This window comes from Kribbella sp. NPDC049174, assembly GCF_043197365.1.
Lineage (GTDB): Bacteria > Actinomycetota > Actinomycetes > Propionibacteriales > Kribbellaceae > Kribbella.
The window spans coordinates 664366-690892 of record NZ_JBICSZ010000003.1 but is presented as its reverse complement, the minus strand read 5'-3'; the positions used below and the strand labels follow the sequence as shown (position 1 = coordinate 690892).

Sequence of the window (26527 nt, the reverse complement as noted above, 5' to 3'; positions counted from 1 at the left end):
GGCTCACCCAACAACTCACCGAAGCCGGCGTACCAACCCGCAGGTTGGTACACCGGCCGCGTGCAGCCAACAGCTACTTCACGCGCTGCAGGGTGCCGTCCGGCGCGACCGCGATCGTCGTCTTGACCTTGTCGACAATCAGATTGATCAGAAGTCGACCGCCCTGCTCGGTGGTCGTGTAGCTGACGGCGGCGTTCGTCCGGACCGGGACGATCACCGACAGGATCGACGCCGACCGGCCGGACCGGGTGAACATGACGACCGGCGACGGCTTGCGGGTGTTGATGGTCTCGTAGTGCCAGCCCTGGATCGGGTCGGTCGCCCCCGTCGCCACCTGGATCGGCGTGGTCTCCTGCTGGAACGGCACCTGCAGCAACACCGTCTTCACCTTGTCGCCCGGCCGCGCAGCCACGGCGGAACCACTACCTTGGACAGTCACCTTCTGATCCGACGGCAGATGCCACAGCGTCTGGTACTCCTCGTCCGACACCGACGTCCCGCGATCCAGCACGACCATCAGATCAGGATCCTTCAGCACCAGCACCCCACGCGTCCGATTGATCCCCTTGCCCAGCGAGTCGCTCAACTCGTAGAACTCCGAGGTCGCGCTGATCAAGGACCGGTTCAGCTTGGTGACCGGGTGTTCCGTTGCCGTGGACAACACCGTCATCTGGTTGTGCGAGAACTGGCTCTTCGCCCAGCTCCGCCAGTCGTCCCACTTGTATCCGGAGTGACCGCCGTCGATCAGGATGTCGCGACCGTGCGAGGTGTAGGTGACCGAGGTGTGGTCCTCGTGCCCGTGCAGCTTCCGCGCCGGCCCGAACCTGATGCTGTACGTCGACTCCTGCGTGAACGGCCGGGTCTCACCCCACCCGGTCCGGCCGAAGATGTATCCGGCGTCGAAGATCCCGATCCGCTGGCTCGGCCGGATCCCGCGCCGGCCGAGCGTACCGGCGTACTCGAGGACCGTGCCCTCGACCGGCGCCGTCTTCACCACCTCGGAGTCGCCGATCTGGTGCAGGTTGCCGAGCGAGTTGGTCGCGAGCGCGAGCCACTTGGCGAGTTCGCGCCGGCGCGCCTTGATCGTCGTACCCGGGTCGACACCGCACTTCTGCAGTACGTCGATCGCGCGTCCCCAGAGCGAGTAGTTGAACTGCGCGTAAGCGGTCGACTGCTCGTTGGTGGAGCCCTGGGTGTCGATCGACGTCTTGATCGCACTGGACAGTCGATCGGCGGCGATCTTCTTCAGGTCGGGCCGGTTGAGCGTGCAGCCGATGCCGAACAGGGCCACGCTCTCGTCGGTGCCGTGGTTCCAGTCGCCGCTGTAGTTCTTCTGCAGGAACCACGCGTGCTCCTGCAGCGCCTTGTCCAGCCAGGTGTACGAGAGCGGAAGCTTTGTCGTCTTCAGTGCGGTCAACGTTGCCTGCCGCAAGCAGATCAGCACGTTCGTGCGGTGCATGGTCGACTCGTACGCGCCGATGTTCGACTTCCACGTGTACGGATTGTCCTTCACCCAGTCGCGGGCGATCGCGCTCACCCGGGCCAGTGCCTGCTTGTCGCCCTTGCCGGCGGCGGTGATGCCCTTTCCCAGCCAGCGCAGCGAGTGGAACCACATGTACCAGCTCGGGTTCTCGTACGGGTTCAGGCTCCAGTCGACATCACCCTTGCCGTTGCCGACCTGGTACGGCGCCGACGTCCCCCAGGTGAAGGTGTCGCGGTAGAGGTTGGCCAGCGGGTTGGTCCGATCGATCCCGCTGTACGCCGGGCAGGTGTAGACGTTCTGCTTCGGCGCCTGAGTGGCGGTCGGCGTGGGCGGTTCGGGTGTCCGGGCAACGGTCGGATCCGGTGCGGCCTCGGGCGTCGAGCTACCCCACGGGATCACCAGGGATGTCACGACGACGATCGCGCTCAGCAGCAGGGCGAGGCTCAGTCGCAGGGTCGTTCCGGCCTTGCGAAGGCGTTTCGCGGGCATGGTTGGTTCCTCACTGCAAGCCCCCCAAGGGCGTGCTCATTCTGGCCTAGACCTGAATTCGGGCCGGACGGGGCCCTAGGACTGGTCAGGTGGTTTCTCGCGATGCCCGAGGTGGCGGCGCTCAGGGCTGTTGCTCCAACAGGTGCTGCTCTACAAACGCTCGTCGACCGCTCCGACGTTGCATCGCCGCGGCCAAGGCGTCGTACCGCTGGTCACTCCAGCATGGTGCTCGCCGTCATCGGTCCCCCCAGAGTCGAATGCTTTCCTCTGCATGTATTGATGTCCCCACACACAACAAAGTTGTCCGGACCCCTTACTCCGGTTCCCTCGTTGCCCTTCCGGGCAGGGTCAGTGGTCCAGAATCTCCTGCAGGATCAGGCCGTTCCGCGCGGTCTGCCCGGCGGGCACGGTGGTGTGCCGTCCGTCCCGGAGATCCGTTCGCAACCTTCCGGGGCGCGCCGCCAGGTACTCGGCCCAGTGCACGATCCGCAGGTTCGGGTAGCGCCGCTGCGCCTGCGCCAACTGCAGGTTGATCCACTCGCTGTTGCGCTGATCGGCGAGCTGGATCGCGGCCGGTTCGTCCGTCCGCCGGACCTGCACGTTGACCCAGTACACCGTCCGGTGTGGTCCCGCGATCCGCATCGCCCGGTCGACCTGGGCGGTGAAGGCCGGCGGATCGAAGATGTCGTTCGACCCGACCGCCATCACGATCCGGTCCGGCAGCCCGAACTGTTCCGCCCAGATCGCCATCGCGTCGACCGCGGCCGACGTCGGCTCACCGGACCAGCTGTGCTCGGCGAACGTCGTACCAGCCCGCCGGGCAAGGAGGCGTCCGAGTGCATCCCCGTCCTGTACGGCGATGCTGTCGCCGAACAGCACCACCCCGTTGGTCGCCACCACATGCCGGATGTGCGCCGCGCTCGAGATCACCTTGGCGTGCGCCTGCCACGGACCGAGCGTGCCCGACCCATAACGTCCTGTGTTTGTCGTTGCCGGAGCACTGTTCTTCGCGTGCGCGCTCGGCGCCTCCAGATGGATCAGCGTCAGCAGAGTGACGAGCAGCACCGTGATGATGACCGCGGATGTCACCGTGCCGCGGGCGGCGAGCGCAGGATGACGAGGCACACCTTGATGACGCGGGAAGCGGTGAGGAGGTTGCCAAGCTCAGCGGGAACTCGTGAGCGCACCGACGATCAGGTCGTTGCGGGCGTTCTGGCCGACCGGCTCAGAGGTGTGGATGCCGTCCCGCAGGTACTTCGCCGCCCCACCCGGTTGCGTCGCGAGATACTCGGCCCAGTCGATGATCCGCAGATTCGGGTGCCGTACGGCGGCCTGCCCGAGCTGCTGGTTGATCCAGGCGCTGTTGGCCAGATCGGCCGCCCGGACGGCGGCCGGCTGCCGGACCCGGCTGACGTGCACGTTCACCCAGTAGACCGTCCGCGACGGCCCGGCGATGTGCATCGCCCGCTCGACCTGCGCGGCGAACGCCGGCGGGTCGAAGATGTCGTTCGAGCCGACTGCCATCACGATCCGGCTGGGCAGCCCGAACCGTCGTTCCCAGTCCTCCAACGCGTCGACCGCCGCCGAGGTCGGCTGACCCGACCAGTCGTGGACGGCGATGGAGTCACCGGTCCGGTTCCTGAGCAGCTCTTCCAGGGCCGCGCCGTCCTGGACGGCGATCGAGTCGCCGAACATGAACACCCCGTTGAACATCAGCGCGTCCCGGATGTCGTCGTCGGACGAGATGCGCTTGACCAGATCCTGCCACGGACCCAGCGTCCCCGAGCCGAACGCCCCCGGGCTCACCGACCGCGCTCCGCCGGACACGCTGCTGACCGGCACTGAGACGTGCGGCTTGCCTGGCTCGAGCAACACCAGCACACCACCCAGCAGCGTCAGGATGACCAGCGTCACCCCGATGGCGACGAGCGGGCCTCCGATGTGCTCGCGGAAGCTGCGTCGATGTCTCAAGAGCCCAACACCCCCCAGGTACAAGTCATACCTCTCTACATGTCTCGACGCGATCAGCGGTTCCATCCGTTGCATGACGGAGGGCCCACCGCGTGGCGGGCCCTCCGAGCAGCACCGATTCAAGCAAGGCGGACAAGTGACCCGCCAGCGGTAATTCCGATGGATGTCCGTACGCCGGCCACGGTCAGGTCGACCACGTACGTCGTACCGGACCAGCGGGTGCGGTACGTGACCGAGCCGGTCGCCCGTACCGGTGCGATGAAGGACAGGATCGACGCCGTGCTGCCGGCCCGCGCGAACATCAGCGTGGGCGCCGAACGCCGGGTGGTGATCTTCGGGTAGTGCCAGCCCTGGATTGGGCGGGTCTGCGCCTGCTTGAGCAGGATCGCCCCGCGTGGGAGCGCCTGCCGGTACGGCACCTGGAACAGGATCGTCCGAGTGTCGTCACCTGCCCGCATCGCGATTGCGGTCGTCCGCGAGTACACCGTCGCCTGCTGATCCGACGGCAGATGCCACAGCGTCTGGAACTGCTGTGAGGTCTTGGCCGACCCACGATCGAGTGTGACGACCAGATCCGGATTCCTGACCACCAGTGTGGCGCGGACGCGGCTGATCCCGGTCCCGGGTGCGTCGGAGAACTCGTAGAAGTCGGACGTCGAGTTGAGCGCGTACCGGGTCAGCTTGGTGGCCGGCAGCCGGTCGGCCGACAGCGGCGTCGTCATGGAGCTGTGCGCGAACGGGCTCTTCGCCCAGGTCCGCCAGGCGTCGTTCTGGTAGCCGGCGTGCCCGCCGTCGATCACGATGTCCCGGCCGCGGGCGGCGTACGTGAGCGACATGTGGTCGCTGTGCCCGTGCAACCTGCGCGCCGGTCCGTACCTGATGCTGTATGACGCCTGGTCCGCGAATGTGGCGCTCGTGCCCCAACCGGAGCGACCGAAGACGTAGCCGGCTGAGTACAACCCGACCCGCCAGGGCGGCGTGACTCCAGCCGTCCCGCCGCTTCCGGCGTACTCGAGTGGGGTGCCGGCGACGGGCGCCGTACGCACGACCTCGGAGTCGCCGATCTGGTGGAGATCGCCCAGCGAGTTCGTGGCCAGGGCCAGCCACTTCGCCATCAGGGCACGTCTCGCGGTGATCGTCGTACCGGGGTCGGCGCCGCAGGCACGCAGTACGTCGGCGGCACGGCCCCAGAGGGAGTAGTTGAACTGGGCGTACGCCGTCGACTGCTCGTTGGTCGAACCCTGCGAGTCGATCGCGGTCGTGATGCCGGCGGCGAGGCGCTGCTGCGCCAGGTTCTTGTAGTCCTGGCGGTTGAGCGTGCAGCCGACGCCGAACAGCGCGATGCTCTCGTCGGTTCCGTGGTTCCAGGCGCCGCTCCAGTTGTAGGTCAGGAAGGCGGCGTGGTCGAGCAGGGCCTTGTCGAGCCAGAGGTACCGCGGTGGGAGTGTGGTGACCTTCAAGCCGGCCAGGACCGCCTGCCGGGTGCAGATGATCACGTTGGTGCGGTGCATCGTCGACTCCCAGGCGCCGACATTTCCCTTCCAGGAATAGGGATTGTCGATCACCCAGTCGCTCACGATCGTGGTCACGCGCGCGATAGCGTTCGCGTCACCCTGACTGGCCGCGATGATTCCTTGCCCCAGCCACCGAAGGGAGTGGAACCACATGTACCAGCTGGGATTGTTGTACGGGTTGAGCTTCCAGTTGATGTTGCCGCTGCCGTTGCCGACCTTGTACGCCTTGAAGCCGCCCCAGGCGTAGTAGTCCTGCATGAGGTAGGACAACGGCGTCGCGTCGTCGACCGAGCTGAACCCAGGACACGTGTACGTCCCGGCAGCCGCCGCCTCCTCCTCCGCCATCGCCTTGGCGCTCCCCGCCTTGATGTCGTTCGCCGGCGCCTCGGTCGCCGGGATCACATTCGTTGCCCCTGGCACGAACTGAGCCCCCGGCAGCTCCGGCAGATCCTCCGCGACCACGATCCCCGGATTGTCCGCCGCGACCTGCGCCGTGGCCACGCCGCCGCTGCTGGCGACCCCCGCCACCACCAGCCCAGTCACCAAAACCCACCTGATCATGACCTTCCCCCACCCCACTCACCCGCGCCCCAGGCGGCGGTCAGAAACCCCTACACCCGGCACGATGGTCACCAGCTGAGAAAAGTTGCGTTTCCTTGCCCAAGGCACCAGTAACGCTCAGAGCGTGCCCGCGCCATGACTCTCGGTAGCCGCCACCTTGTTGCTTGGTGGGCGGTAGGTTTCTTGGCATGGCGGATGCTGAGGGGTTGCGGCAGATCGAGCAGGAGCGGCTGAGGTGCCTGGTGGAGGGGAGGGTTGCCGACGCGGACGCAGTACATGCGGACGACTTCGTGATCGTCACGCCGAGCGGGCACTCGTGGTCGAAGGCCGAGTATCTGGGTGGGATCGCGTCGGGTGAGATCGACTACCGGCGGTTCGAGCCGGTGTCTGCGATCGACGTGATGCTCGACGGGGATGTCGCCGTACTGCGCTACAAGTCCACGATCGAGATCGCCGTCGGCGGTCGCGAACCCGACGAACTGGAGGCCTGGCATCTCGACTGCTACCGCCGTACGACGAATGGCTGGCAGATCCGCTGGTCCCAAGCAACGGCGATCATGTGACGATGCCTGAGTCCGTAGCCGCGGTCGTCAGCCTGGTCACCGGGGTCGTCGGTTCGGCCTCCGCACCGCAGGGCCGGACCGCAGGTTGTTCAGAAGGCTTCGGCGATCCGGCCGACGGTGATCGACAGCCGGCCAACTGATGGTCGGGCGGCGTGCTGAGGATCAGGTGGCGTGCTGTGGGTCCGCAGGCGGGCCTGCTGTGGGTCAGGTAGAGCGTTCTGCCTCGCTGCGTTCGATGCAGAACTCGTTGTGCTCGGGGTCGTGCATGGTGACCCAGCCGCGGCCGTCGGGCCGGCGGTGGTCCTCGTGGATGGTGGCGCCGGCGGTGAGCAGACGCTCGACCTCTTCGTCCCGGGTCCGCTGGTCCGGGACCCAGTCGAGGTGGACACGGTTCTTGACCGACTTGGACTCGGGTACGGCGATGAACAGCAAGCCGGGGACCGGTGCCGGCGCGACCACGAGCACCTCGTCGTCGCCGGGCTCGTCGCCGTCCGCGATCGGCCAGCCGGTGGCCGTGCTCCAGAACTTGGCGAGCTCGTACGGGTTGCCGGCGTCGATCGTGATGTGTCGCGGGATCATGCCGAGACCCTAACCGGCTGGGTGGTGCGCGAACGATCGGCGTACGGCCGGTGACCGCTCGGGGTCGGGAATGCAGGGTCTCGCGGACTGTCGGCGGCCGGGTCTACTGTGCGGGGCAAGAGTGTTTTCCACTGAGGGGGAAGGGCAGTCAGATGGCGTCTCGGCTCAATCCGTACATCCAGTTCGACGGCAACGCACGGGAGGCGATGGAGTTCTACCAGGGCATCTTCGGCGGGGACCTGGCCACCAACACGTTCGCCGAGTTCGGCGCCAGCAGCGGCCCGGACGACGAGAACAAGCTGATGCACAGCCAGCTCGAGACGCCGGGCGGCTTCACCTTGATGGCTTCGGACACGCCGCAGGGCATGACGTACAACCCGGGCGACAACATCGCGATCAGCCTGAGTGGCGACGGCGACGAACTGCGTGGGTACTACGAGAGGCTGTCCGACGGCGGGAAGGCGACGGTCCCGCTGGAGAAGCAGATGTGGGGTGACGAGTTCGGCATGGTCACCGACAAGTTCGGGATCAACTGGATGGTGAACATCTCCGGCCAGAGCTGATCACGAGCTGACGATGGGGTTGTTGCGCCTGCCGGACGGACGGCGGGCGCAGTACCGGCACAGCGGTGCGACCGATGGCGTGCCGGCTGGAAATTGGGTACGGCGGCCGGTGGCGGCAGGTCTACCGTGAACAGCATGGGACTCAACGACCTGCTGTACGACCCGATCCGGCACAACAACTGGGCGACGAAGAGCTTGATCAAGTTCTGTCGTGATCAGAAGCTCACGGCCGAACAGCTGGAAGTGACCGGCGTCGGCACGTACGGCGGGATCCTCGCCACCCTCGACCACATCGTCCGGTGCGACGGCGGCTACCTGCGCCGGATCGCGGACAGCCCGCTCGACTGGGTGGACAGCGAGCAGACGACCGACTTCGACACGCTCGAACGCTGGAACGACGAGGCGGGTGCACTCTGGGAGGAGTTCCTGGCCAAGCCGATCGACGTCGAACGTGTGCTGATCGTCGACAACAACACCCGCGGCACCCGGGTCGGCATCTTCATCGCCCAGGCGATCAACCACGCCAACCACCACCGCGAACAGGTCTGCGCCGTCCTCACCGGCTTCGGCATCGAGCCCCCCGACATCCAGGCCTGGGAATACGCCTGGACCCACAACCGCATCTGGGACCTCCCCGACTCCGAACGCCCCACCAGCTGAGACCGGCCGCCAACTGGAAGGCGGCGGGAGGCGGGCGGCGAGTGGCGGCCCGCGCATCCCAGCGGTACAGGCTGGTTGCGCGTCGGACGAGCCTGTTGAGCCGTGACCAGTCCCCCCGGAGCTCCGCCGCTCGCCGGGCTACTCCGTGATACTGTATAGTGGTACTCGGTAGTACGCAGTACTGGGAGGTTCGGCGAGGAGACCCGCGATGGACGACCTGACGGAGATGTTGAAGGGCACGCTCGAGGGCTGCGTGCTTGAAATCATCGGCAGCGAGGAGACCTACGGGTACGCCATCACGCGTCAGTTGAATGAACTCGGCTTCGACGACGTCGTCGAGGGGACGGTCTACACCATCTTGGTGCGACTGGAGAAGAACGGGCTCGTTCAGGTGACGAAACGACCATCCGGGATGGGACCGCCGCGCAAGTTCTATGCGCTCAACAACGCGGGGCGCGCGGAACTCGGGAGGTTCTGGGCGAAATGGGAGTACCTCTCATCACGAATCGACAAGCTCAAGGAGGGCGGGAGATGACGTTCTGGGAGACCATTACCGGCAGCGACCTCACCAGGGAATGGAAGGCGTTCGAAGCCCGGGCCGAGGCATTGCCGAACGACTACCGGGCGGCGTGGGACGAGATCAAGGGTCATCTTTCTCCCTACTCGGACTTCACCGGTCGAAACCTGATGCCAATCCTCGACGGCGCTCTGGGGCTGCTCGAAGAGACAGCGGCCGATGGACAAAGCATCTATCAGGTAGTGGGTGACGACATCGAGGGCTTCAGCGCGGCGCTGGCCGGCGGAGAAGAGGCTCGGAGCTATCGCGACCGGTGGCGCGAGCAGTTGAACCGGAACGTCGCAAGGAAATTGGGCCGGCTAGGAGGCTGACGTGGGCATCCAAGACATCATCGAAGGCAAGAAGCAGTGGCGAGCGCACAGGGCGCGGGTCAAAGCGCTCCCGCCGGATTATCAGATCGTCTACAAGGAGATTCAGAAGTACTTCTTCAAGGTCGGACCGGTCGATTTGTCTGACGGGACCCTGCTCTCAGGGATTGTCGATTTCTTCGGGGAGGGCGTCGCGGCCGGCAAGGGAGTCCTGGAGCTCATCGGTAACGACGTGGCTGCCTTCTGCGACGACCTGATCAAGGACTCGCGCACCTACGCGGACATCTATCAGGAGTCCATCAGCGGCAAACCTGGCACGGCCGAGAAGTAAGTCAGCGCGGGCACGCGTCGGAGGTGCGCTGGTGTGAGGCGCGCCCGGGGGTGGGCGACGGGATGCTGACTGGGGTGGTGACAGGCGCGCTCAGCCGTCGGTGCGTTTCACGAGCTCGGCTGATTCGGGGACTGGGGTGATCGGGGTGCCGTAGGTGAGCCAGTTGAGGAGGTTTTCGACTACCAGGTTGCCCATGGCGTTGCGGGTGGGGATGGTGGCGGAGCCTACGTGGGGGAGAAGGACGGCGTTGGGGAGGTCGAGGAGGCCGGGGTGGACGGTTGGCTCGGCCTCGAAGACGTCCAGGCCGGCGCTGAGGATGGTGCCGCTGCGGAGCGCGTCGACCAGGGCTGCCTCGTCGACCACGGTGCCGCGGGCCACGTTGATGAGGATGCCGTCGGGGCCTAGCGCCTCAAGGACCTCGGCGTTGACCAGGTGTCGGGTGTTGTCGCCGCCGGGGATGACGATCATCAGGATGTCCACGTCGCGGGCCATCTCGACCAGGGACGGGTAGTAGCGGTAGTCGACGTCCTTGCGGCGCCGGTTGTGGTAGGCAACGGACACGCCGAACGGGGTGACCCGGTCGGCGATCGCCTGGCCGATCCGGCCCAGGCCGAGGATGCCCATCCGGCGGCCGTGCAATGTTGCCTTGGTCAACGGATACGGGCCGTCCTGCCACTTGCCGGCGCGCAGGTACCGCTCGGCCTGGGGCAGCTCGCGGACCGTCATCAGCAGCAGACCGAGGGCTGTGTCGGCCACCTCGTCGTCCAGTACGCCGGGTGTGTTCGTCACCACGACACCGCGCTCGGCAGCGGCCGTCGCGTCGATCTGGTCGTAGCCGACCCCGAAGCTCGCCACGATCCGCACGTTGGGCAACCGGTCAAGGAACGCACCGTCGATCCGCGTCCCGCCGGCAGCGACGGCAACGATCTCGTCCCGCCGCTTGGCGAGCACCGCATCAGGATCCGCCTCTTCCCAGAGTCGGATCAGCTCGACCTTCCCGTCCAGACCTTCCGCGACCACCGGGTTCATCCGTCCCGGCATCAGCACCACTGGCAGTCCCATAAGTTCCTCCTCGCCCAACATCCTCACCGAACCACACCGACCGCACCAGGAACCCAACCCGCACTCTCCAGGCACCGACAAGACACCGACAAGGCACCGAGAAGGCACCGAGAAGGCACCGAGAAGCACCGAGAAGGCACACGCAAGGCACCGAAGTTCACCGTGCCTTCGCAGCCAACCCTATTTCCTGTCGCCGATAGGGCCGACGATCGGGGGAGGAGGCCACCATGATCATCGACTGCGCTTACTACCGGGACGGGCACCGCCAGCACGTCGGTCCGATGTCGATCGAGGACGCCGCCGCCCGGTGCAAGGAGGGCGGTTTCGTCTGGCTCGGGATGTTCGAGCCCACCGTCGACGAACTCATCCAGGTCAGCGAGAGCTTCGGCCTGCACGAACTCGCGGTCGAAGACGCGCAGACCTTCCACCTGCGCCCCAAGGTGGAGCCGTACGAGGGTGACATCCGCCTCGTCATCCTGCGCACCGCCCGGTACGACGAGGAGCGGGAGGAGGTGGACTTCGGCGAGGTGAGCGTGTTCGTCGGGCCGGCGTTCGTGATCACCGTCCGGCAGGGTGTCGCCAGCGACCTGCACGGCGCCCGGATCCGGCTCGAGCAGCGCCCCGAACTGCTGAAGGCCGGCACGAACTCGGTGCTGTGGGCGATCTTCGACCAGGTCGTGGACGGCTACGGGCCGGTCGTCGCCGAGCTCGAACGCGATATCGAGCAGGTCGAGCACACCGTCTTCGCGGGTTCGGTCGCGCCGACCGAGCGGATCTACTTCCTGCGCCGCGAGGTGACCGACTTCTACCGGGCCGTTCACCCGCTGCTCGCCGTACTGACGACGATCGAGCGCGGTGCACGCAGCACCGACCTGCTGCCGTACTTCCGGGACGTGCACGACCACGTGGTGCTGGTGAACGAGGAGGTGGCGGCGCAACGCGATCTGCTCGCGACCGTGCTCGAAGCGAACATGGCGGTGATCTCGGTCGAGCAGACCAAGGTCAGCGTCCAGCAGAACGCGACGATCGAGCAGCTCACCATCCTGGCCACGGTGTTCCTGCCGCTGACCTTCGTGACCGGGTTCTTCGGCCAGAACTTCGGCTGGCTGGTCGACCACATCAGCGCCGAGTGGGACTTCCTGGTCTTCGGTATCGGCGGCCTGCTCATCCCGTGCGTTGCCCTGCTGGTCTGGTTCCGCCGGCAGCGAGCGGCGCGGCAGGCCGCGGTGAGGCAAGCCGCGGCTCGGCAACCTAGCTGACGCGCCAGGTTCCCACGGTCGGTATGACGACGGCCGCCGAACCACCGTCGTACCCGGCGACCCCGCTCACGTCGTACGCCGCAGTCGACGCCAACCAGGCCGGCGACACCGACGGCCCGTTCAAGCACCTGGACAGCGGAGTCGTCGTCGGCAGCAAGTTGTACGCCGTCCACTCGAACTACCCGGAATGGCCGATGGAGAGCTCGATCGAGGTCTTCGACACCCGGACGATGCGCCACGTCGACACCTACTCGTTCGGCATCTACCGCGGCTCGCTCACCTGGCTGGACCGGCACGACGGCGCATGGTGGGCCGGATTCGCCAACTACGACGAGATCCAGGACGGGATGACCGAGCCGTACGGCCAGACCTACAACACCCAGGTGGTGAAGCTGAACGACCGGTTCGAGCCGCAAGTAACACAATCCATCGAGGTAGCGGTCAGAACCTGACCGCTACCTCGAAGATCCTGGATACATGACCGAGAACAGCAGCACGAGCCCTGACACCAACACCGCCACCTTCCACGCGTACTTCGGCTACCGCGACGCGGTCGGCGCCCTGCGCTGGCTGGAGAAGGCGTTCGGGTTCGAGATCACGATGGAGGTGCCGGACGACAAGGGCGGCATCATGCACGCCGAGATGCGGTACGGCGGTGTGGCCTTCACCCTCTTCACCGACGAGGAAGGCTACGACAAGCCGATCCGCAAGGGTGAGACCGTCGGTCACGGCAGCTACATCGCGTTCGACAGCCAGGCCGAGGTCGACGCCATCCACCAGACCGCGGTCGCGGCCGGGGCCGAGTCGGTCTGGGAGCCGGCCGACACCGCGTGGGGCAACTACCGCTGCCGCGTCGCGGACCCCGAAGGCTACGAGTGGACCTTCGGCACCCACCGCCCCGGCCAACCCGCGTCCTGGTAGACCGCCACGGCGGTACTGTCGACCGGTGGAGCCAACACTGATCGTCGTTCGAGGAAACTCCGGGTCAGGTAAGACTTCCATCGTCGAAGGCATCCGGCAGGCGCACGGCCGCGGCGTCGCCTGGATCGAGCAGGACCACGTCCGCCGGATCATCTTCCAGGAGCTGGACCAGCCCGACGGCGCCAACATCCAGGCCATCCGGCAGCTCGCGCAGCATGCCCTCGACCGCGGCTACCACGCCGTGGTCGAGGGCATCATGCCGAAGATCCGGTACGGCGAGATGCTCGCGCAACTGTCCAACCACCACGCCGGCCCGTCGTACTTCTACTACCTGGACATCCCGCTGGAGGAGACCGTCCGGCGGCACGCGACGCGACCGAAGGCGACCGCGTTCACGGCCGAGGAGATGGCCACCTGGTATTACGCCACCGACCTGCTCGACGAGCCGCGCGAGACGGTCATCGACCAGACCAGCTCCCTGGAGATGACCGTCAAGCGCATCCTCACCGAGACGGGCTTAGACCCAGCCGCCGAGCTCCAAGTCGGCGATCACGACAGGCTGGCCTGACACCAGCGACTGGTTGGCGGCGATGCCGACGGCAACCGCCCGGACGCCGTCGTGGACGTCGGCCGCGCGGCCGAGCGGATCGTTGCCGGGGCCCTGGAAGAGGTCGGCGTAGATCAGCCGGTCACCGCCGCCATGACCGCCGACTCCGCGCGGGATCTCGACCTCGACCGCGGGCGCCCAGTGCTTCTGCAGCACCAGTCGCTCGCCGTCCGACCGCACCTCGCCCGCCACGACGCGCTCGGCCGGGTAGCTCGGGTCGATCCGGTCGTCGATCACCGCGGCCCGCTCGACGACCTCGAGCTCGGCGCGACCCTCGGTGCCGTTGACGCAGACCCGGTAGCCCTCCCACGGCGAGTGCGCGTTCAGCGAGTAGCTCAGCCGGGCGCCGTTCGCGTACTCCGCGATTACGGCCATGTTGTCCTCGATCGTGATCCCCGGACCGAACACGTCCTGGTCGCGGATGTACCCGTCGTACTGCTCGCTCTCCAGGTACAGCTGCCGGTTGGTGTCGTCGCTGCGGAGGTCGAGCAGCCACGGATCCTCGGCCGAACCATCGACCGTACCGCGCGCAGGTCGTTGCCCAAGGCCACGAGTGGCCGCGTTGCCGTCGCCGTAGAAGGACAACCCACCCGAGGCGAACACGCGCACTGGGGTGGAGGCGATCCACCAGTTCACCAGGTCGAAGTGGTGGGACGCCTTGTGGACCAGCAGGCCGCCGGAGAACTGCTTCTCCCGGTGCCAGCGGCGGAAGTAGTCCGCGCCGTGCCGGGTGTCGAGCACCCACTGGAACTCGACGCTGGTGACGGTGCCGATCTCGCCGTCGGCGATCAGTTGCCGCAGCGCGCTGTTGCGCGGGGAGTAGCGGTAGTTGAAGGTGACGACGACCGACTTGCCGGACTCGTTCATCGCGTCGACGATCTGCCGGGTGCCGTCGGCGTCGATGGTCAGCGGCTTCTCGACGATCACGTCGGCGCCGGCGCGCAGGATCCGGGAGACGACGGAGGCGTGGGTGTAGTCCGGGCTCGTCACGACCGCCCGGTCGACGGACTGCTCCTTGATCATCCGCTCGAGGTCGTCGGCGCCGTACTGCGGCAGCTCCGGACCGCCGAGTTCCTTCACCCGCCGGTCGTGGAACGCGAGCCGGCCCGGGTTCGGGTCGAGCAACGCGACCAGTTCGGCCTCTTCGGGGTGCTCCTGGAGGATTGCGCGGATGTACGCCTGCGCTCGCGAACCGGTACCTGCCACTGCATAGCGTCTGGGCACGACGGGCCCCTTTCTACTCGTGTAGCTGATCACGCTAGCAATCGCTTTCCGGAGTGGTCAACGCCCGTATCATCGGCACATGACGAAGGCCCCTGTCACCCGGAACGACGTCGCGGAGTACGCCGGGGTCAGCACGGCCGTGGTCAGTTACGTGGTGAACGAGGGCCCGCGGCGGGTGTCGCCGGAGACGCGGGAGCGGGTGCTGGAGGCGATCCGCGTGCTCGGCTACCGGCCGAACGCGACCGCCCGCGCGCTGCGGATGGGCACCACCCGCACGTTCGGTCTGATCACCCCGGACGGCGGGAACCCGCTGTTCGCCGAGCTCGCCAAGGCGATCGACAAGGAAGCCGCAGCCCGCGGGTACGTCGTCCTGCAGACCAGCGCGGACGGGGATCCGGACACCGAGCACGCGAAGATCGCGGAACTGCTCACCCGCCAGGTCAGCGGCCTGGTCCTGGTCGCGCCGACCGAGGATCCGGATCTCAGTGACGTCGATGTTCCGGTGGTTGCGATCAACCGCGTTCTCCACAAGGCTTCGTCGGTCAGATCGCAGTACCGCGAAGGTGCTCGCCAAGGTGTCGAGCACCTCATCGGGCACGGTCATCGCACCGTCGGCCTGGTGATTGGCCGCAGCCGCGACGGCCGCCCGCCGGAGCGTGAGCTCGGCTGGCGGGATGCGCTCGAGCACGCCGGGCTCGGGGCCGGGCCGATCGCACGCACCACCTTCAGCCGCCGCGGCGGGTACGACGCCGGCCGCGAGTTGCTCGCAGCAACAAACCGGCCGACCGCGATCTTCGCCAGCTCGGACCTTCAAGCGGTCGGCGTCCTCCGCGCGATCCACGAGGCCGGTCTCCGGGTGCCCGAGGACGTCGCGGTGGTCGCGTTCGACGGCACCCCGGAAACCGAGTACAGCTGGCCCCCGCTGACCGTCGTACGTCAACCCCTGGAACAACTAGCCCAGGCCGCCGTCACCCGCCTGATCGACGGCCGGGACGCAGTAGAGGCAGTGACCTGCCCGACGGAGTTGATCCTCAGACGTTCCTGCGGCTGTTAGAGGGTGCCGAGGTCTTCGAAGATCAGGGCGGTGCGGGTGGCTAGGACTTCGGGGATGGCTTGGAGTTTCTCGAGGACCACTCGGCGGAGGCCTTCGTTGTCGGGTGCGCGGACGAGGAGGATGGCGTCGAAGTCGCCGCCGACCAGGGCCATGTGTTTGACCTCGGGGATTGCTTGCAGCTGTTCGCGCAGCGTTCGCCAGGAGCTTTGGCGGAGACTGAGAGTGACGTATGCCGACGTGGCCAGGCCGAGTTTCAGCGGGTCGACGGTGGCGGTGAAACCGGTGATCACGCCGGTCGTGGTGAGGCGCTCGACCCGCGCGTAGGCGTTGGCGCGGGAGATGTGGATCTGGTCGGCCAGCGCCCGGATCGAGAGCCGTCCGTCGCGGCCGAGCGCCTCGACGATCTGCCGGTCGACCTCGTCGAGTGCCGGGGCGACGACCATCTGTCTAGGTGGGGCGGGGCTGATCATCAGGTCGTCGGACATCTTGCTCCTCGAGGTTCCAGCCGATGGACCAAACGTCTCGTGATTTTCCCAGGTCTGGCCTCGATTGGCCAGAAGTATGACGATGAGGCCACCGTCCGTCTCCTGCGCAGGAGGGTCCATGACCACCGTCGAGGAGCGTTTGCTCCCCTCCGCGGAACCCGTCCGGTTGATCGACCAGGACGGCGTACCGCACGACCATCCGTCGTACCGGCTTCCCACCAAGGAAGCCCTGGTCGACGGTTACATTCAGTTGATCAAGGGGCGCCGGATCAACAACCAGGCCAGCGCGCTCGTCCGGCAGGGCCGGCTCGCCGTCTACCCGTCGTCGCACGGGCAGGAGGCGTGCCAGGTCGCCGCCACGATGGTGCTCCGCGAGGGCGACTGGTTGTTCCCGACGTACCGCGACACGGTCTCGATCGTCAGCCGCGGCGTCGACCCGATCGAGACGCTCACCCTGCTCCGCGGTGACTGGCACTCCGGCTACGACCCGTACGCCCGCAAGGTCGCGCCGCAGTCCACGCCGCTCGCCACCCAGCTCACGCACGCGGTCGGCGTCGCGCACGCCGCGCGGCTGAAGGGTGAGGACACCGTGGTGATGGCGCTGTGTGGTGACGGCGGCACCAGCGAGGGCGACTTCCACGAGGCGCTGAACTTCGCCGCCGTCTTCCACGCGCCGGTCGTCTTCTTCATCCAGAACAACGAGTACGCGATCTCCGTGCCGCTCGCCCGGCAGAGCGTCGCGCCGTCCCTGGCCCACAAGGGCATCGGGTACGGCGTTCCCGGAGAACGGGCCGATGGCAACGATCTGGCCGGGCTGCTCGCCGTCCTCGGGCAGGCCGTGGACAAGGCGCGAGCCGGTGAGGGTCCACAGCTCGTCGAGGCGCACACGTACCGCGTGCAGGCGCACACCAACGCCGACGACGCGACCCGGTACCGCAACGACGACGAGGTCACGCCGTGGCTGGAGCGCGACCCGATCAAGCGGTTGGAGACCTACCTGATGGGTGAGGGGTTGCTCGACGACACGGTCAGGCAGCAGGCGGAGACTGCAGCTCAGGAGATCGCCGCAGAGCTCAGAGACGGCCTGATGCCCGAGCCGACGGTGAATCCGGCGGACCTGTTCGCGCACCTCTACACCGAGCAGACGCAGCAGTTGAAGGAGCAGGCCGCGTTCCTGCGGGACGAGCTCGCGCGAGAGGAGGCCTGAGCCATGACGCACGTGAAGATCACCATGGCGCAGGCGCTCAACCAGGCGCTGCGGGACGCGATGAAGGCCGACGACACCGTGCTGATGTTCGGTGAGGACGTCGGTGCCTTGGGCGGGGTTTTCCGGATCACCGACGGGCTGACCGCGGAGTTCGGCGAGGACCGGTGCTTCGACACGCCGCTGGCCGAGTCCGGCATCGTCGGGATGGCGGTCGGGCTGGCGATGAACGGGATGCGGCCGGTGGTCGAGATGCAGTTCGACGCGTTCGGGTACCCGGCGTTCGAGCAGATCGTCTCGCACGTCGCCAAGATGCGTAACCGGACCCGCGGCCGGGTCACGCTGCCGATGGTGATCCGGATGCCGTGCGCCGGTGGGATCGGCGGCGTCGAGCACCACTGCGACTCGTCCGAGAGCTACTACGCGCACACCCCGGGGCTCACCGTGGTCGCGCCGGCCACCGTCGCGGACGCGTACACCTTGTTGCGCAAGGCAATCGAGTTCCCGGACCCGGTGGTGTTCATGGAGCCGAAGAAGCTCTACTGGGCCAAGGAGGAAGTCGATCTCACCGAGGACCAGCCCGGCATCGGCACGGCCGTCGTACGGCGGGAGGGCGCGGACGCGACGTTGATCGCGTACGGGCCGACGGTGCCGGTCGCGCTCGAAGCGGCCGAGGTCGCGGCTGCCGAGGGCCGGCAGCTGACCGTGGTGGATCTGCGGTCGATCGTGCCGTTCGACGACGAGACGGTGAGTGCGGCGGTACGTCGTACCGGGCGGGCTGTCGTGGTCGCGGAGGCGAGCGGGTTCGCCAGTGTGTCGTCGGAGATCGTTGCCCGGGTCACCGAACGGTGCTTCCACTCGCTGGCCGCGCCGATCCGGCGGGTGACCGGGTTCGACATCCCGTACCCGCCGCCGAAGCTGGAGAAGTACCAGCTGCCCGGTGTGGACCGGATCCTCGACGCGATCGACGACCTGCAGTGGGAGGACTCGTGAACACATTCCTGCTGCCGGACCTCGGTGAGGGGCTGACCGAGGGGGAGATCGTCCGCTGGCTGGTGAAGGTCGGCGACATCATCACCGTCGACGCCCCGGTCGCCGAGGTCGAGACCGCCAAGTCCGTGGTCGAGCTGCCGTCGCCGTACGCCGGCGTGGTCGAAGAACTCCACGGCGAGCCCGGCACGGTGATCCCGGTCGGCAAGCCGCTGATCACCATCGCGGAAGCCGATGCTGGGACGGCGTACCGCGAGGAGGAGAAGGCGGGATCGGGCAACGTTCTGATCGGCTATGGGACGGGTGAAGGCGCGACTTCGGGTCGGCGTCGTAAACCGCGGACCGAGGTGCACAGAACAGAGCCGACAACCACGGCTTCGAAGGTGCCGTTGGTGATCTCGCCGCTCGTGCGGCGGATGGCTCGGGATGCTGAGGTGGATCTGAAGAGTCTGGCCGGGTCGGGGCCGGATGGGTTGATCGTGCGGCGGGATGTGGAGCTGGCGATCGCGCGTCGACTCGAGCCGACGCCCGCGGCGCCTGCGACGCCGACCGAGCAGGACTCTCGGACCGGGTTGGGCGAGTTGCGGCGGACACCGATGAGTGGGTTCCGGAAGGCGGTGGCGGCGACGTTGAGCCGGAGCCGCGCGGAGATTCCGGAGGCGACGACGTGGGTGGACGTGGACGCGACCGCGCTGGTGGAGTTGCGCGAGTCGTTGCGGTCGGCAAAGGACTCCGGGCCGGGGCTGCTCGCGTTGATGGCGCGGTTCGTGGTGGCCGGGCTGCAGAAGTACCCGGAGCTGAACGGGTTCGTCGACACCGAGCGGGAAGAACTCGTCCAGTACGACGGGATCAACCTCGGCCTCGCGGCGCAGACCGACCGCGGTCTCGTCGTACCGGCGGTGCCGAACGCGCACCGGCTGACCACGCGCGCCCTGGACGCCGAGATCAAGCGATTGACCGAATCCGCGCGGGCCGGGCGACTGACGCCGTACGAGCTGGGCTGTGGGACGTTCACGCTGAACAACTACGGCAGCTTCGGTGTGGACGGCAGTGCGGCGATCATCAACCATCCGCAGGTCGCGATCCTCGGTGTCGGCCGGATCATCGACCGCCCTTGGGTGGTCGACGGCCAGATCGCGATCCGCAAGCTGACCCAGCTGTCGCTCGTCTTCGATCACCGCGTCTGCGACGGCGGCACAGCGGCCGCCTTCCTCCGCTTCGTTGCTGACGCCTTCGAGAACCCGGCCTCGGTCTTCGCCGACCTGTAGAAGGCCGGTCGTCAGGACAGCTGTCGCGGTCGCAGCCCGATCAGGACGGCTCGGAGCCCGCTGGTGAAGCGGGCTTCCGGGCCGGCCAAGTTCTCCCGGCTCAGGTACGCCGCCAGGCTGGCCGCACCGACACCGAGCTGATCGCCGGCCGCGGTGGCCCATTCGTGTTCGGTCAGACCACTTCGCCGTACCGTCGCCGTCCACGCCGCATCCGTCACGGCCGCGCCGATCAGATAGTGGAAGACGGCCGACACGGCAGCATCCAGATGCACGCCTTTGAACCCGGCAGAGCTCAGCACGTTCAGGATCCGCTCGGCCAGACCCTGGTAGTTCGGGCCTAGCCCGGCATGCGACGCCAGCAACTGCGTCGCCCATGGATGCGCCCACAGAGCCTCGTACGCCGCTGTCGCCAGGACCGTCACCTGGTCGCGCCAGTCGCCGGTCCCGGTCGGTACGAGTGCCTCGCCCAGAACCTCGTCGACGGCGAGCTCGAGCAGGTCGTTCTTGTTCGCAACCCGCCAGTACAGCGCGGAGGTCGCGGCGGTGCCGAGCTCGGCCGCCATCCGCCGCATCGAGAACGTGTCCAGCCCGTCGCGATCCAGCACTTTGATCGCAGTACGGACGATGTCGTCGCGGCTCAGCGGGGCCCGCGTCGCGGTCGGATCGGCCCGCAACCACACCGATCCGAGCACCGTCTTGTCGTTCGCTTCGCGCGCCACCCGGCAGAGCATAGCGAATACGGTGTTTTGCAAGCTAAAACACTGTTTTAGTGGCGAAAGGCAACTACTCTCTGTCGGGGCTGGAAACGGTTCGGTTGCAAAACGTAAGGAACACGGCGAGTCGGGCCTCGATTACTTGCATGGGGCGACTCCTGGGCCCCAGAATGCCGAGGGCCGAGGTTCCCGCGGGGTGGGCCGGAGCACACGAAAGACGTGCCTGGTCTGGGGATCCGGCGCACACCGGCTCAGGCCGGTACCGACGGAAGGCTTGAACCGCCTGGTCCGTCCGGGGGATGGATCCCGGGGGGCCACCGAAGACTCTGCCGGTTGTTCGACCGGCCACAACCATGGGTGGGAAGACTTGTGAACGACACATCGGTGAACGCGGGCATGCGGCCGAAGCGCTCCCGCGCGGTCGCGCTCCTCAGCAGCGCCGGCGCACTGGCGCTCGTGCTGGGCGGCGTCACCCTCGCGATGGCTCCGTCCGCCTCCGCAAGTGGCGAGATCATCACCGGCAACCCGAACTGCGAGAACGTGATCCCGGGCTCGACCGAGATCAAGTTCGACCCGCCGACGCCTGGTTCGGACACCGCGGACGGCGTGACGGTGACCTGGAGCGTGAGCGTCCTGCAGGGTGACGACCCGGATCACGCCGGTGACCAGACCGGCGGCCAGCAGGTCAGCTTCACCGCCACGGGTGGCGTCGTGCTCGCCGTGCTGATGAAGGGTGGTCCGGCGGCCAACTACTACAACTACCAGCCGGCCGGGAAGACCGCGGACGCCGGTCTGCACACGCCGGTGAACGAGAACAACGACAAGTACTACGGCATCAGTCACGTCACCTTCTGCGTCAAGAAGGTGACCACCACGCCGACGCCGACCCCGACGCCGACTGAGACTCCGTCCGAGACCCCGTCGGAGACGCCTTCGGAGACGCCGAGCGAGACCCCGTCGGAGACCCCGAGCGAGACGCCTTCCGAGACGCCGAGCGAGACCCCGTCGGAGACCCCGAGCGAGACGCCTTCCGAGACGCCGAGCGAAACCCCGTCGGAGACCCCCTCTGAGACTCCGAGTGAGTCGCCGAGCGAGTCCCCGTCCGAGTCTCCGTCGGCCACGCCGTCGGAGAGCCCGACCAGCTCGCCGAGCAGCCCGATCGCGGTTCCGACCGAGATCGATGCGGGTCAGTCCGGCGGACTCAAGGCCATGTCCAGCAGCCAGAGCCTGTGGGGGATCGCCCTGCTCATGCTCGGTGGTGTGCTGGTGTTCGCCGGCATCCTGAAGTCCCGGCAGACGCGCGGTCAGCACGCTGCCTGACATGTCTGCGAAGCGTCGCCGCCCGGGCCGCGCTCGTTCATCGTGGTGGACGATCGGGGCCCTGGCGGCCGGCGCAGCACTTCTCCTGACCGGGGGCTACCTCGAGTTCAGGACGAGCGACGCTGAAGAGGGCCGGCAGCAGACCACCGCTGCCGGCCCCTCGTCGGCCTCCAGTTCCGTGGCTCCGCCCACGACGTCCGTCGTACCGACACAGTCGACACAGTCGACACGGCCGACGACGCAGCCGTCGTCGAAGGCCACCACGACACCGAGCACCACGTTCCCGCCTGAGGTGGTGAGTACCGCGCCGGCCCGGCCGGGGAATCCGGTCAAGGTGACGGTGCCCAGCCTGGGCATCTCCGCCCGGGTGCTCGGCATCCACGCTCGCGGCGGCACTCTCATCCCGCCGTCCAACCCGCGCTTGGTCGGCTGGTGGTCCGATGGAGCTCAGCCCGGCGCGGCCACGGGCTCGGCCATCATCACCGGCCACACCGTGCACGACGGCGGCGGCGCGTTCGACGATCTCGACGAACTGGCTGCCGGTGACGCGGTCACGGTGACCACCGGCCGCGGCACGATCAACTACGTGGTCTCGTCGGTGACGACCTATCGGAAGAAGGCGCTGGCCAATCAGGCTGCGCAGCTCTTCAACCAGAGCGTCCCGGGACGCCTCGTTCTGGTCACCTGCGAGGACTGGGACGGTACGGCGTACCTCAGCAACGCTGTCGTGGTCGCCGTACCGAAGAAGACGTAAGTGGCCGGCCCCCGTGGGCCGGCCACTCGTCAGCAGCTCAGCTGTTGATCTGGGCGGTCAGAGCCGAGACGGGCTGGTCGACCAGTGCGGTGCGCCGGCGGTCCAGCAGGCCGGAGATCAGGGCGACGGCCAGGCCGGAGGCAGCCAAGGCGGCGCCGACCCAGTTGGGTGCGGTGTAGCCGAGGCCGTGCTCGATGGTCAGCCCACCGAGGTACGCGCCGACCGCGTTCCCCAGGTTGAAGGCGGCGATGTTGGCCGCGGAGGCCAGCGCCGGCGCGCCCTTCGCCTTGTCCATCACCCGCTTCTGCAGCGGCGCCACGGTGGCGAACCCGGCCGCACCGAAGACCGCGATCGTCACCGCTGACGACACGTGCCCCTGCGCGGTGAACACGAACGCCGCCAGTACGACGGCCAGCAGCGCGAGGATCACGTACAGGCTCGGCATCAGCGACCGGTCGGCCGCCTTGCCGCCGAGCAGATTGCCTACTACGAGCCCGCCGCCGAACAGCACCAGCAGCCAGGTCACCGCACCGGACGAGAAGCCGGCGACCTCGGTCATCATCGGCGCGATGTAGGTGAACGACGCGAACACCCCGGCGAACCCGAGCGCGGTCATCGCCAGCGCGAGCCACACCTGCAGGTTCTTGAAGACGGCCAACTCACTGCGCAGGCCGGGGCCTTCGGCGGTGCTCTGTCGCGGCACGAGAAAGACGATGCCGAGCAAGCCGACGACGCCGAGTGCGGTGACGGCCCAGAAGGTCGATCGCCAGCCGAACTGCTGGCCGAGCGCCGTACCGCCCGGGACGCCGAACACGTTGGCCACGGTCAGGCCGGTGAACATCAACGCGATCGCGCTCGCCTGCTTCGCTTTCGGAACCAGGGACGCGGCGACCACCGAGCCGACCCCGAAGAACGCGCCGTGGGACAGCGCGGCCACGATCCGCCCGGTCATCAGGACGCCGTACGACGGAGCGATCGCGGACAGCAGGTTGCCGGCGATGAACACACCCATCAGCGCGACCAGCACGGTCTTGCGGGACACCTTGGACCCGATCGCGGTGAGCAGTGGGGCGCCGACCACGACGCCGAGCGCGTAGCCGGAGATGAGCAGACCGGCGGACGGGATGCTGACGCCGAAGTCGGTCGCGACCTCGGGCAGCAGACCCATGATGACGAACTCGGTGGTTCCGATCCCGAACGCACCGATCGCGAGGGCCAGCAGGGCTGCGGGCATGACTGACGGTCTCCTCGTATGTAGTCTGATGACTGTTACCGGCGTCCGCGATAGTTGCAGACGCGGGCTATTGCACAAGCGCTATGATGGCTCATGCATTCGTAAAGTTCAACTGGAGGTGCCGTGGGACTACCTGATGACGCCGCGGAGGCGCGGGCGCAGGGGTGGCGGACGCTGGCGGCCCTGCATGCCCGGATCGAGGACGAGCTGGAGCGTGCGCTGCAGAAACAGCACGCGCTCTCGGTGAGTGAGTACAGCGTGCTCGACGTACTCGCCCGGCAGGACGACTACCACCTGCGGATGAACCAGCTGTCGAACGCGGTCGTGCTGAGTCAGTCCGCGACGACCCGGCTGGTGAACCGGCTGGAGGATCGCAAGCTGCTGCAGCGGTACCTGTGCCCGACGGACCGTCGCGGCATCTACACCGAGGTCACCGAGGCCGGCCGCGACCTGCTCGACCAGGCCCAGCCAACGCACGACGCAGTACTGACGTCGGCCCTGGACAAGGCCGCCGACCTGCCCGAGCTGGCTCCGCTGGTCGATGCCCTGGGCAAGCTGTCGCTGAAGGTCTGAGATGGCCCGGCGGTACGACAACCGCAAGCTCTATTACTGGCTGATGGGGAGCTGCCTGGTCCTGATCGGCCTGGCGTGGTTCGTCGTACGGCTGTTCTCCGTGCCGGTCGCGATCGGAATGAGCGCGGTCGCGGCGGTGCTGCCCCCGATCGCGGTCATCGTGGCCAACTGGGGTCAGGACTGAAGGACGTCGATAAAGGCTGCGGCGAGTGGGTCGGGCTCACCGCGGGTGTACGCCGTCAGCGTCCGGCAGACCGGGGGATCGGGGCGCAGGACGTGTCCCTCGAAGCCTTTGGGCAGGATGTTGTCGGGGACCAGTGCCGGTCCGAGTCCAGCGGTGGCTAGGGCCGGAGCCGCAGCGGTTTGCTCGGTGCGCACGGCGACGCGTGGCTCGAAACCTGCTTGTGCACAAGCGCGATCGAGTACGTCGGCTAGCCCGTGACCAGGGGTGTAGTGCACCCACGAGCGATCGGCGAGATCCTTCAAGGAGATGGTGTCTCCAATCGCGGCTGGGTCGTCGGCGGCCACCACGACTACCAACTCCTCGGTGCCGAGTGTGTAGGTCTTGCCCTGCCAGCCCGCCGGCTCCGGGCCGACGGCCAGATCCGCCTGGCCCGCGTTCATCGCCTCGATCAGCTCGTCGGTGTGGCGGTGCTCGAACAACCGGATGCCGACGTTCGGATAGGCCTGCCGCCACTTGCGCAGCGCCGCCGGAAGCACTCCCAAGGTGATCGAGTAGAGGGTGGCGATCTGGAGCTCGCCGACCTCCAGGCCCGCAGCTTGGCGGGCGGCGCAGCGGGCGCGTTCGGCATCGGCGAGGGCGGCCCGGGCGTGCGGCATCATCGCGCGGCCGGTCGGGGTCAGCCGGACGTTGCGCGGCAGTCGCTCGAGCAGCGGTCCACCAGCGGATCGCTCCAGCGCGCGGATCTGATGGGACAGCGCCGGCTGCGTCACGTGCAGCAGCTCGGCCGCCTTCGTGAACGACCCGTGGTCGACCACGGTCACCAGGTACTCGAGCTGCCTCAACGTCGTCATGATCTGAGTTTATGACTTCGGTGAAAACTATGCCTTGGTCTTATCCGCGCAGGTCAGCGAGGCTGTAGACATGGACAAAGTTGCTTTGGTGGTCGGTGCGCGCGGTGTGATCGGGACGAATCTGGTCGAGCATCTGGCGTCGCTGGGTGATTGGCGAGTGATCGGGCTGTCCCGTCGCGGCGGTGTCGACGTACCAGGCCGGGTCCAGCACGTCGCTGTCGACCTGCTCGATCCGGACGACACGCGGGCGAAGTCGTCCGGCCTTACCGACGTGACGCACGTGTTCTACGTCGCGTACCAGGATCGCCCGACCTGGGCCGAGCTGGTGCCGCCGAACCTCGCCATGCTGGTCAACGTGGTCGACGCGATCGAGCCGGTCGCGCGCGGGTTGCGGCACGTCAGCCTGATGCAGGGCTACAAGGTGTACGGCGCGCACCTCGGGCCGTTCAAGACGCCGGCCCGTGAGGACGACCCGCCGCACCTGCCGCCGGAGTTCAACGTCGACCAGCAGCAGTTCCTGGAGCACCGCCAACAAGGCAAGTCGTGGACCTGGTCGGCGCTCCGCCCGTCCGTCGTCGGCGGCGTCGCCCTGGGTAACCCGATGAACCTCGCGGTGGCGGTCGCCGTCTACGCGTCCATGTCGAAGGAACTCGGCGTACCGCTGCGCTTCCCCGGCAAGCCCGGCGCGTACGACGCCCTGCTCGAGCTGACCGACGCCGGGTTGTTGGCCAAGGCAACGGTCTGGGCGGCGACCGCGCCGGCCGCGGCGAACCAGGCGTTCAACATCACGAACGGCGACCTGTTCCGCTGGAACGAGCTGTGGCCGAAGCTGGCCGGCTGGTTCGGCCTCGAGGTCGCGCCGCCGTTGCAGATGTCGTTGTCGGACGTGATGGCCGACAAGGCGCCGCTGTGGAAGGAGTTGCAGGCGAGGTACGGCCTGGCGGACACCTCGTACGCGGAGGTCTCGTCCTGGCCGTTCGCCGATTTCGTCTTCGGCTGGGACTACGACTTCTTCGCCGACTCCTCCAAGGCCCGGCGGGCCGGATTCCACGAGTACGTCGCCACCGACGAGATGTTCTTCGGCATCTTCGCGGAGCTGCGGCGGCGCCGGGTCATCCCCTGAGGAGGAGGTCCACGCCGGTCACGGGGCCTCCCGGCCTGGACTGAAGAGCGGAGGGAGCGAAGCGACTGGAGTGACGAGGGAAGGCCGGGAGCCAAGGCCCCG

General features: G+C 67.5%; 31 protein-coding genes. 20 read left to right on the top strand and 11 right to left on the bottom strand.

Features of this window, described 5'->3' with window-relative positions; translation table 11 throughout:
• Nucleotides 1–73 precede the first annotated feature (73 nt).
• From ACGFIF_RS20615 to ACGFIF_RS20600, 4 genes are all read right to left on the bottom strand, one after another.
• Nucleotides 74–1972: a heparinase II/III family protein gene (locus tag ACGFIF_RS20615; RefSeq protein ID WP_393156426.1), complete on the bottom strand. Its 1899-nt coding sequence runs from the start codon at nucleotides 1970–1972 to the stop codon at nucleotides 74–76.
• Between the two features lie 348 nt (nucleotides 1973–2320).
• On the bottom strand, nucleotides 2321–3097 hold the full coding sequence (locus tag ACGFIF_RS20610; RefSeq protein ID WP_393156425.1) for a hypothetical protein: 777 nt from the start codon (nucleotides 3095–3097) through the stop codon (nucleotides 2321–2323).
• Nucleotides 3098–3136: 39 nt separating this feature from the next.
• The gene (locus ACGFIF_RS20605; protein WP_393156423.1) at nucleotides 3137–3943 is read right to left on the bottom strand and encodes a hypothetical protein; all 807 of its coding nucleotides are present in this window, start codon (nucleotides 3941–3943) and stop codon (nucleotides 3137–3139) included.
• Between the two features lie 119 nt (nucleotides 3944–4062).
• A complete protein-coding gene (locus tag ACGFIF_RS20600; protein ID WP_393156422.1) occupies nucleotides 4063–6000 on the bottom strand; it encodes a heparinase II/III family protein in 1938 nt (645 codons plus the stop codon).
• 206 nt (nucleotides 6001–6206) lie between these two features.
• On the opposite strand from ACGFIF_RS20600, the gene ACGFIF_RS20595 reads away from it, so the two are divergent.
• Nucleotides 6207–6581: a nuclear transport factor 2 family protein gene (locus ACGFIF_RS20595; RefSeq protein ID WP_393156421.1), complete on the top strand. Its 375-nt coding sequence runs from the start codon at nucleotides 6207–6209 to the stop codon at nucleotides 6579–6581.
• A gap of 2 nt (nucleotides 6582–6583) precedes the next feature.
• Nucleotides 6584–6721, top strand: coding sequence for a hypothetical protein (locus ACGFIF_RS20590; RefSeq protein WP_393156420.1), 138 nt, complete (start codon nucleotides 6584–6586; stop codon nucleotides 6719–6721).
• Nucleotides 6722–6785: 64 nt separating this feature from the next.
• On the opposite strand, the gene ACGFIF_RS20585 is transcribed toward ACGFIF_RS20590, so the two are convergent.
• Entirely contained in the window at nucleotides 6786–7160 is a 375-nt protein-coding gene (locus ACGFIF_RS20585; RefSeq protein WP_393156419.1) for a VOC family protein, read from the bottom strand.
• 152 nt (nucleotides 7161–7312) lie between these two features.
• Here ACGFIF_RS20585 and ACGFIF_RS20580 point away from each other — a divergent pair, with 152 nt between their 5' ends.
• From ACGFIF_RS20580 to ACGFIF_RS20560, 5 genes are all read left to right on the top strand, one after another.
• On the top strand, nucleotides 7313–7723 hold the full coding sequence (locus ACGFIF_RS20580; protein ID WP_393156418.1) for a VOC family protein: 411 nt from the start codon (nucleotides 7313–7315) through the stop codon (nucleotides 7721–7723).
• A gap of 135 nt (nucleotides 7724–7858) precedes the next feature.
• Nucleotides 7859–8383 (top strand): DinB family protein, encoded by a 525-nt coding sequence (locus ACGFIF_RS20575; RefSeq protein ID WP_393156417.1) that lies wholly within the window; start codon nucleotides 7859–7861, stop codon nucleotides 8381–8383.
• A gap of 208 nt (nucleotides 8384–8591) precedes the next feature.
• Nucleotides 8592–8918: a PadR family transcriptional regulator gene (locus ACGFIF_RS20570; protein WP_393156416.1), complete on the top strand. Its 327-nt coding sequence runs from the start codon at nucleotides 8592–8594 to the stop codon at nucleotides 8916–8918.
• On the top strand, nucleotides 8915–9271 hold the full coding sequence (locus ACGFIF_RS20565; protein ID WP_393156415.1) for a DUF1048 domain-containing protein: 357 nt from the start codon (nucleotides 8915–8917) through the stop codon (nucleotides 9269–9271). Before ACGFIF_RS20570 ends, ACGFIF_RS20565 begins: the two co-directional genes overlap by 4 nt.
• Nucleotide 9272: 1 nt before the next feature.
• The gene (locus ACGFIF_RS20560) at nucleotides 9273–9599 is read left to right on the top strand and encodes a DUF1048 domain-containing protein (RefSeq protein WP_393156413.1); all 327 of its coding nucleotides are present in this window, start codon (nucleotides 9273–9275) and stop codon (nucleotides 9597–9599) included.
• A 90-nt stretch (nucleotides 9600–9689) separates the two neighbouring features.
• Here ACGFIF_RS20560 and ACGFIF_RS20555 read toward each other — a convergent pair whose 3' ends face one another.
• Nucleotides 9690–10661, bottom strand: a complete 972-nt coding sequence (locus tag ACGFIF_RS20555) for a 2-hydroxyacid dehydrogenase (protein WP_393156412.1) — start codon at nucleotides 10659–10661, stop codon at nucleotides 9690–9692.
• 227 nt (nucleotides 10662–10888) lie between these two features.
• Here ACGFIF_RS20555 and ACGFIF_RS20550 point away from each other — a divergent pair, with 227 nt between their 5' ends.
• From ACGFIF_RS20550 to ACGFIF_RS20535, 4 genes are read left to right on the top strand one after another with little or no spacing between them, the layout of a single operon-like run.
• Entirely contained in the window at nucleotides 10889–11920 is a 1032-nt protein-coding gene (locus ACGFIF_RS20550) for a magnesium and cobalt transport protein CorA (RefSeq protein WP_393156410.1), read from the top strand.
• A gap of 23 nt (nucleotides 11921–11943) precedes the next feature.
• On the top strand, nucleotides 11944–12372 hold the full coding sequence (locus ACGFIF_RS20545; protein WP_393156409.1) for a hypothetical protein: 429 nt from the start codon (nucleotides 11944–11946) through the stop codon (nucleotides 12370–12372).
• A 25-nt stretch (nucleotides 12373–12397) separates the two neighbouring features.
• The gene (locus tag ACGFIF_RS20540; RefSeq protein WP_393156408.1) at nucleotides 12398–12841 is read left to right on the top strand and encodes a VOC family protein; all 444 of its coding nucleotides are present in this window, start codon (nucleotides 12398–12400) and stop codon (nucleotides 12839–12841) included.
• Nucleotides 12842–12866: 25 nt separating this feature from the next.
• The gene (locus ACGFIF_RS20535) at nucleotides 12867–13409 is read left to right on the top strand and encodes an AAA family ATPase (RefSeq protein ID WP_393156407.1); all 543 of its coding nucleotides are present in this window, start codon (nucleotides 12867–12869) and stop codon (nucleotides 13407–13409) included.
• Here ACGFIF_RS20535 and ACGFIF_RS20530 read toward each other — a convergent pair.
• Nucleotides 13359–14672, bottom strand: a complete 1314-nt coding sequence (locus tag ACGFIF_RS20530) for a Gfo/Idh/MocA family protein (RefSeq protein WP_393156405.1) — start codon at nucleotides 14670–14672, stop codon at nucleotides 13359–13361. The genes ACGFIF_RS20535 and ACGFIF_RS20530 overlap by 51 nt on opposite strands.
• Nucleotides 14673–14751: 79 nt before the next feature.
• Here ACGFIF_RS20530 and ACGFIF_RS20525 point away from each other — a divergent pair, with 79 nt between their 5' ends.
• Entirely contained in the window at nucleotides 14752–15726 is a 975-nt protein-coding gene (locus ACGFIF_RS20525) for a LacI family DNA-binding transcriptional regulator (protein WP_393156404.1), read from the top strand.
• Here ACGFIF_RS20525 and ACGFIF_RS20520 read toward each other — a convergent pair.
• Nucleotides 15723–16211, bottom strand: coding sequence for an Lrp/AsnC family transcriptional regulator (locus ACGFIF_RS20520; RefSeq protein ID WP_393156403.1), 489 nt, complete (start codon nucleotides 16209–16211; stop codon nucleotides 15723–15725). The two genes, ACGFIF_RS20525 and ACGFIF_RS20520, sit on opposite strands and share 4 nt — an antisense overlap.
• A 118-nt stretch (nucleotides 16212–16329) precedes the next feature.
• On the opposite strand from ACGFIF_RS20520, the gene ACGFIF_RS20515 reads away from it, so the two are divergent.
• Genes ACGFIF_RS20515 through ACGFIF_RS20505 form a run of 3 tightly spaced genes read left to right on the top strand, consistent with a single transcriptional unit; the run spans nucleotide 16330 to nucleotide 19673 of the window.
• Nucleotides 16330–17418, top strand: a complete 1089-nt coding sequence (locus tag ACGFIF_RS20515) for a thiamine pyrophosphate-dependent dehydrogenase E1 component subunit alpha (RefSeq protein WP_393156401.1) — start codon at nucleotides 16330–16332, stop codon at nucleotides 17416–17418.
• 3 nt (nucleotides 17419–17421) lie between these two features.
• Nucleotides 17422–18408, top strand: a complete 987-nt coding sequence (locus ACGFIF_RS20510; protein ID WP_393156400.1) for an alpha-ketoacid dehydrogenase subunit beta — start codon at nucleotides 17422–17424, stop codon at nucleotides 18406–18408.
• Complete coding sequence (locus tag ACGFIF_RS20505) at nucleotides 18405–19673, top strand: dihydrolipoamide acetyltransferase family protein (RefSeq protein ID WP_393156398.1); 1269 nt, start codon at nucleotides 18405–18407, stop codon at nucleotides 19671–19673. The genes ACGFIF_RS20510 and ACGFIF_RS20505 overlap by 4 nt, the downstream gene beginning before the upstream one ends.
• A gap of 11 nt (nucleotides 19674–19684) precedes the next feature.
• Here ACGFIF_RS20505 and ACGFIF_RS20500 read toward each other — a convergent pair whose 3' ends face one another.
• Nucleotides 19685–20392, bottom strand: a complete 708-nt coding sequence (locus ACGFIF_RS20500) for a TetR/AcrR family transcriptional regulator (RefSeq protein ID WP_393156397.1) — start codon at nucleotides 20390–20392, stop codon at nucleotides 19685–19687.
• A gap of 363 nt (nucleotides 20393–20755) precedes the next feature.
• On the opposite strand from ACGFIF_RS20500, the gene ACGFIF_RS20495 reads away from it, so the two are divergent.
• Complete coding sequence (locus ACGFIF_RS20495) at nucleotides 20756–21706, top strand: hypothetical protein (RefSeq protein ID WP_393156396.1); 951 nt, start codon at nucleotides 20756–20758, stop codon at nucleotides 21704–21706.
• 1 nt (nucleotide 21707) lies between these two features.
• Entirely contained in the window at nucleotides 21708–22460 is a 753-nt protein-coding gene (locus ACGFIF_RS20490; protein ID WP_393156394.1) for a class F sortase, read from the top strand.
• 37 nt (nucleotides 22461–22497) lie between these two features.
• Here the strand turns inward: ACGFIF_RS20490 and ACGFIF_RS20485 are convergent, their stop codons facing one another.
• A complete protein-coding gene (locus ACGFIF_RS20485) occupies nucleotides 22498–23694 on the bottom strand; it encodes an MFS transporter (protein WP_393156393.1) in 1197 nt (398 codons plus the stop codon).
• Nucleotides 23695–23817: 123 nt separating this feature from the next.
• On the opposite strand from ACGFIF_RS20485, the gene ACGFIF_RS20480 reads away from it, so the two are divergent.
• Together ACGFIF_RS20480 and ACGFIF_RS20475 are read left to right on the top strand one after the other, a co-directional pair.
• Entirely contained in the window at nucleotides 23818–24267 is a 450-nt protein-coding gene (locus tag ACGFIF_RS20480; protein ID WP_393156392.1) for a MarR family winged helix-turn-helix transcriptional regulator, read from the top strand.
• Nucleotide 24268: 1 nt separating this feature from the next.
• On the top strand, nucleotides 24269–24451 hold the full coding sequence (locus tag ACGFIF_RS20475) for a DUF3099 domain-containing protein (RefSeq protein WP_132210089.1): 183 nt from the start codon (nucleotides 24269–24271) through the stop codon (nucleotides 24449–24451).
• On the opposite strand, the gene ACGFIF_RS20470 is transcribed toward ACGFIF_RS20475, so the two are convergent.
• Nucleotides 24442–25302: a LysR family transcriptional regulator gene (locus tag ACGFIF_RS20470; RefSeq protein ID WP_393156391.1), complete on the bottom strand. Its 861-nt coding sequence runs from the start codon at nucleotides 25300–25302 to the stop codon at nucleotides 24442–24444. The two genes, ACGFIF_RS20475 and ACGFIF_RS20470, sit on opposite strands and share 10 nt — an antisense overlap.
• 70 nt (nucleotides 25303–25372) lie before the next feature.
• Here ACGFIF_RS20470 and ACGFIF_RS20465 point away from each other — a divergent pair, with 70 nt between their 5' ends.
• Nucleotides 25373–26425 (top strand): SDR family oxidoreductase, encoded by a 1053-nt coding sequence (locus tag ACGFIF_RS20465; RefSeq protein WP_393156390.1) that lies wholly within the window; start codon nucleotides 25373–25375, stop codon nucleotides 26423–26425.
• The last annotated feature ends 102 nt before the right edge of the window (nucleotides 26426–26527 follow it).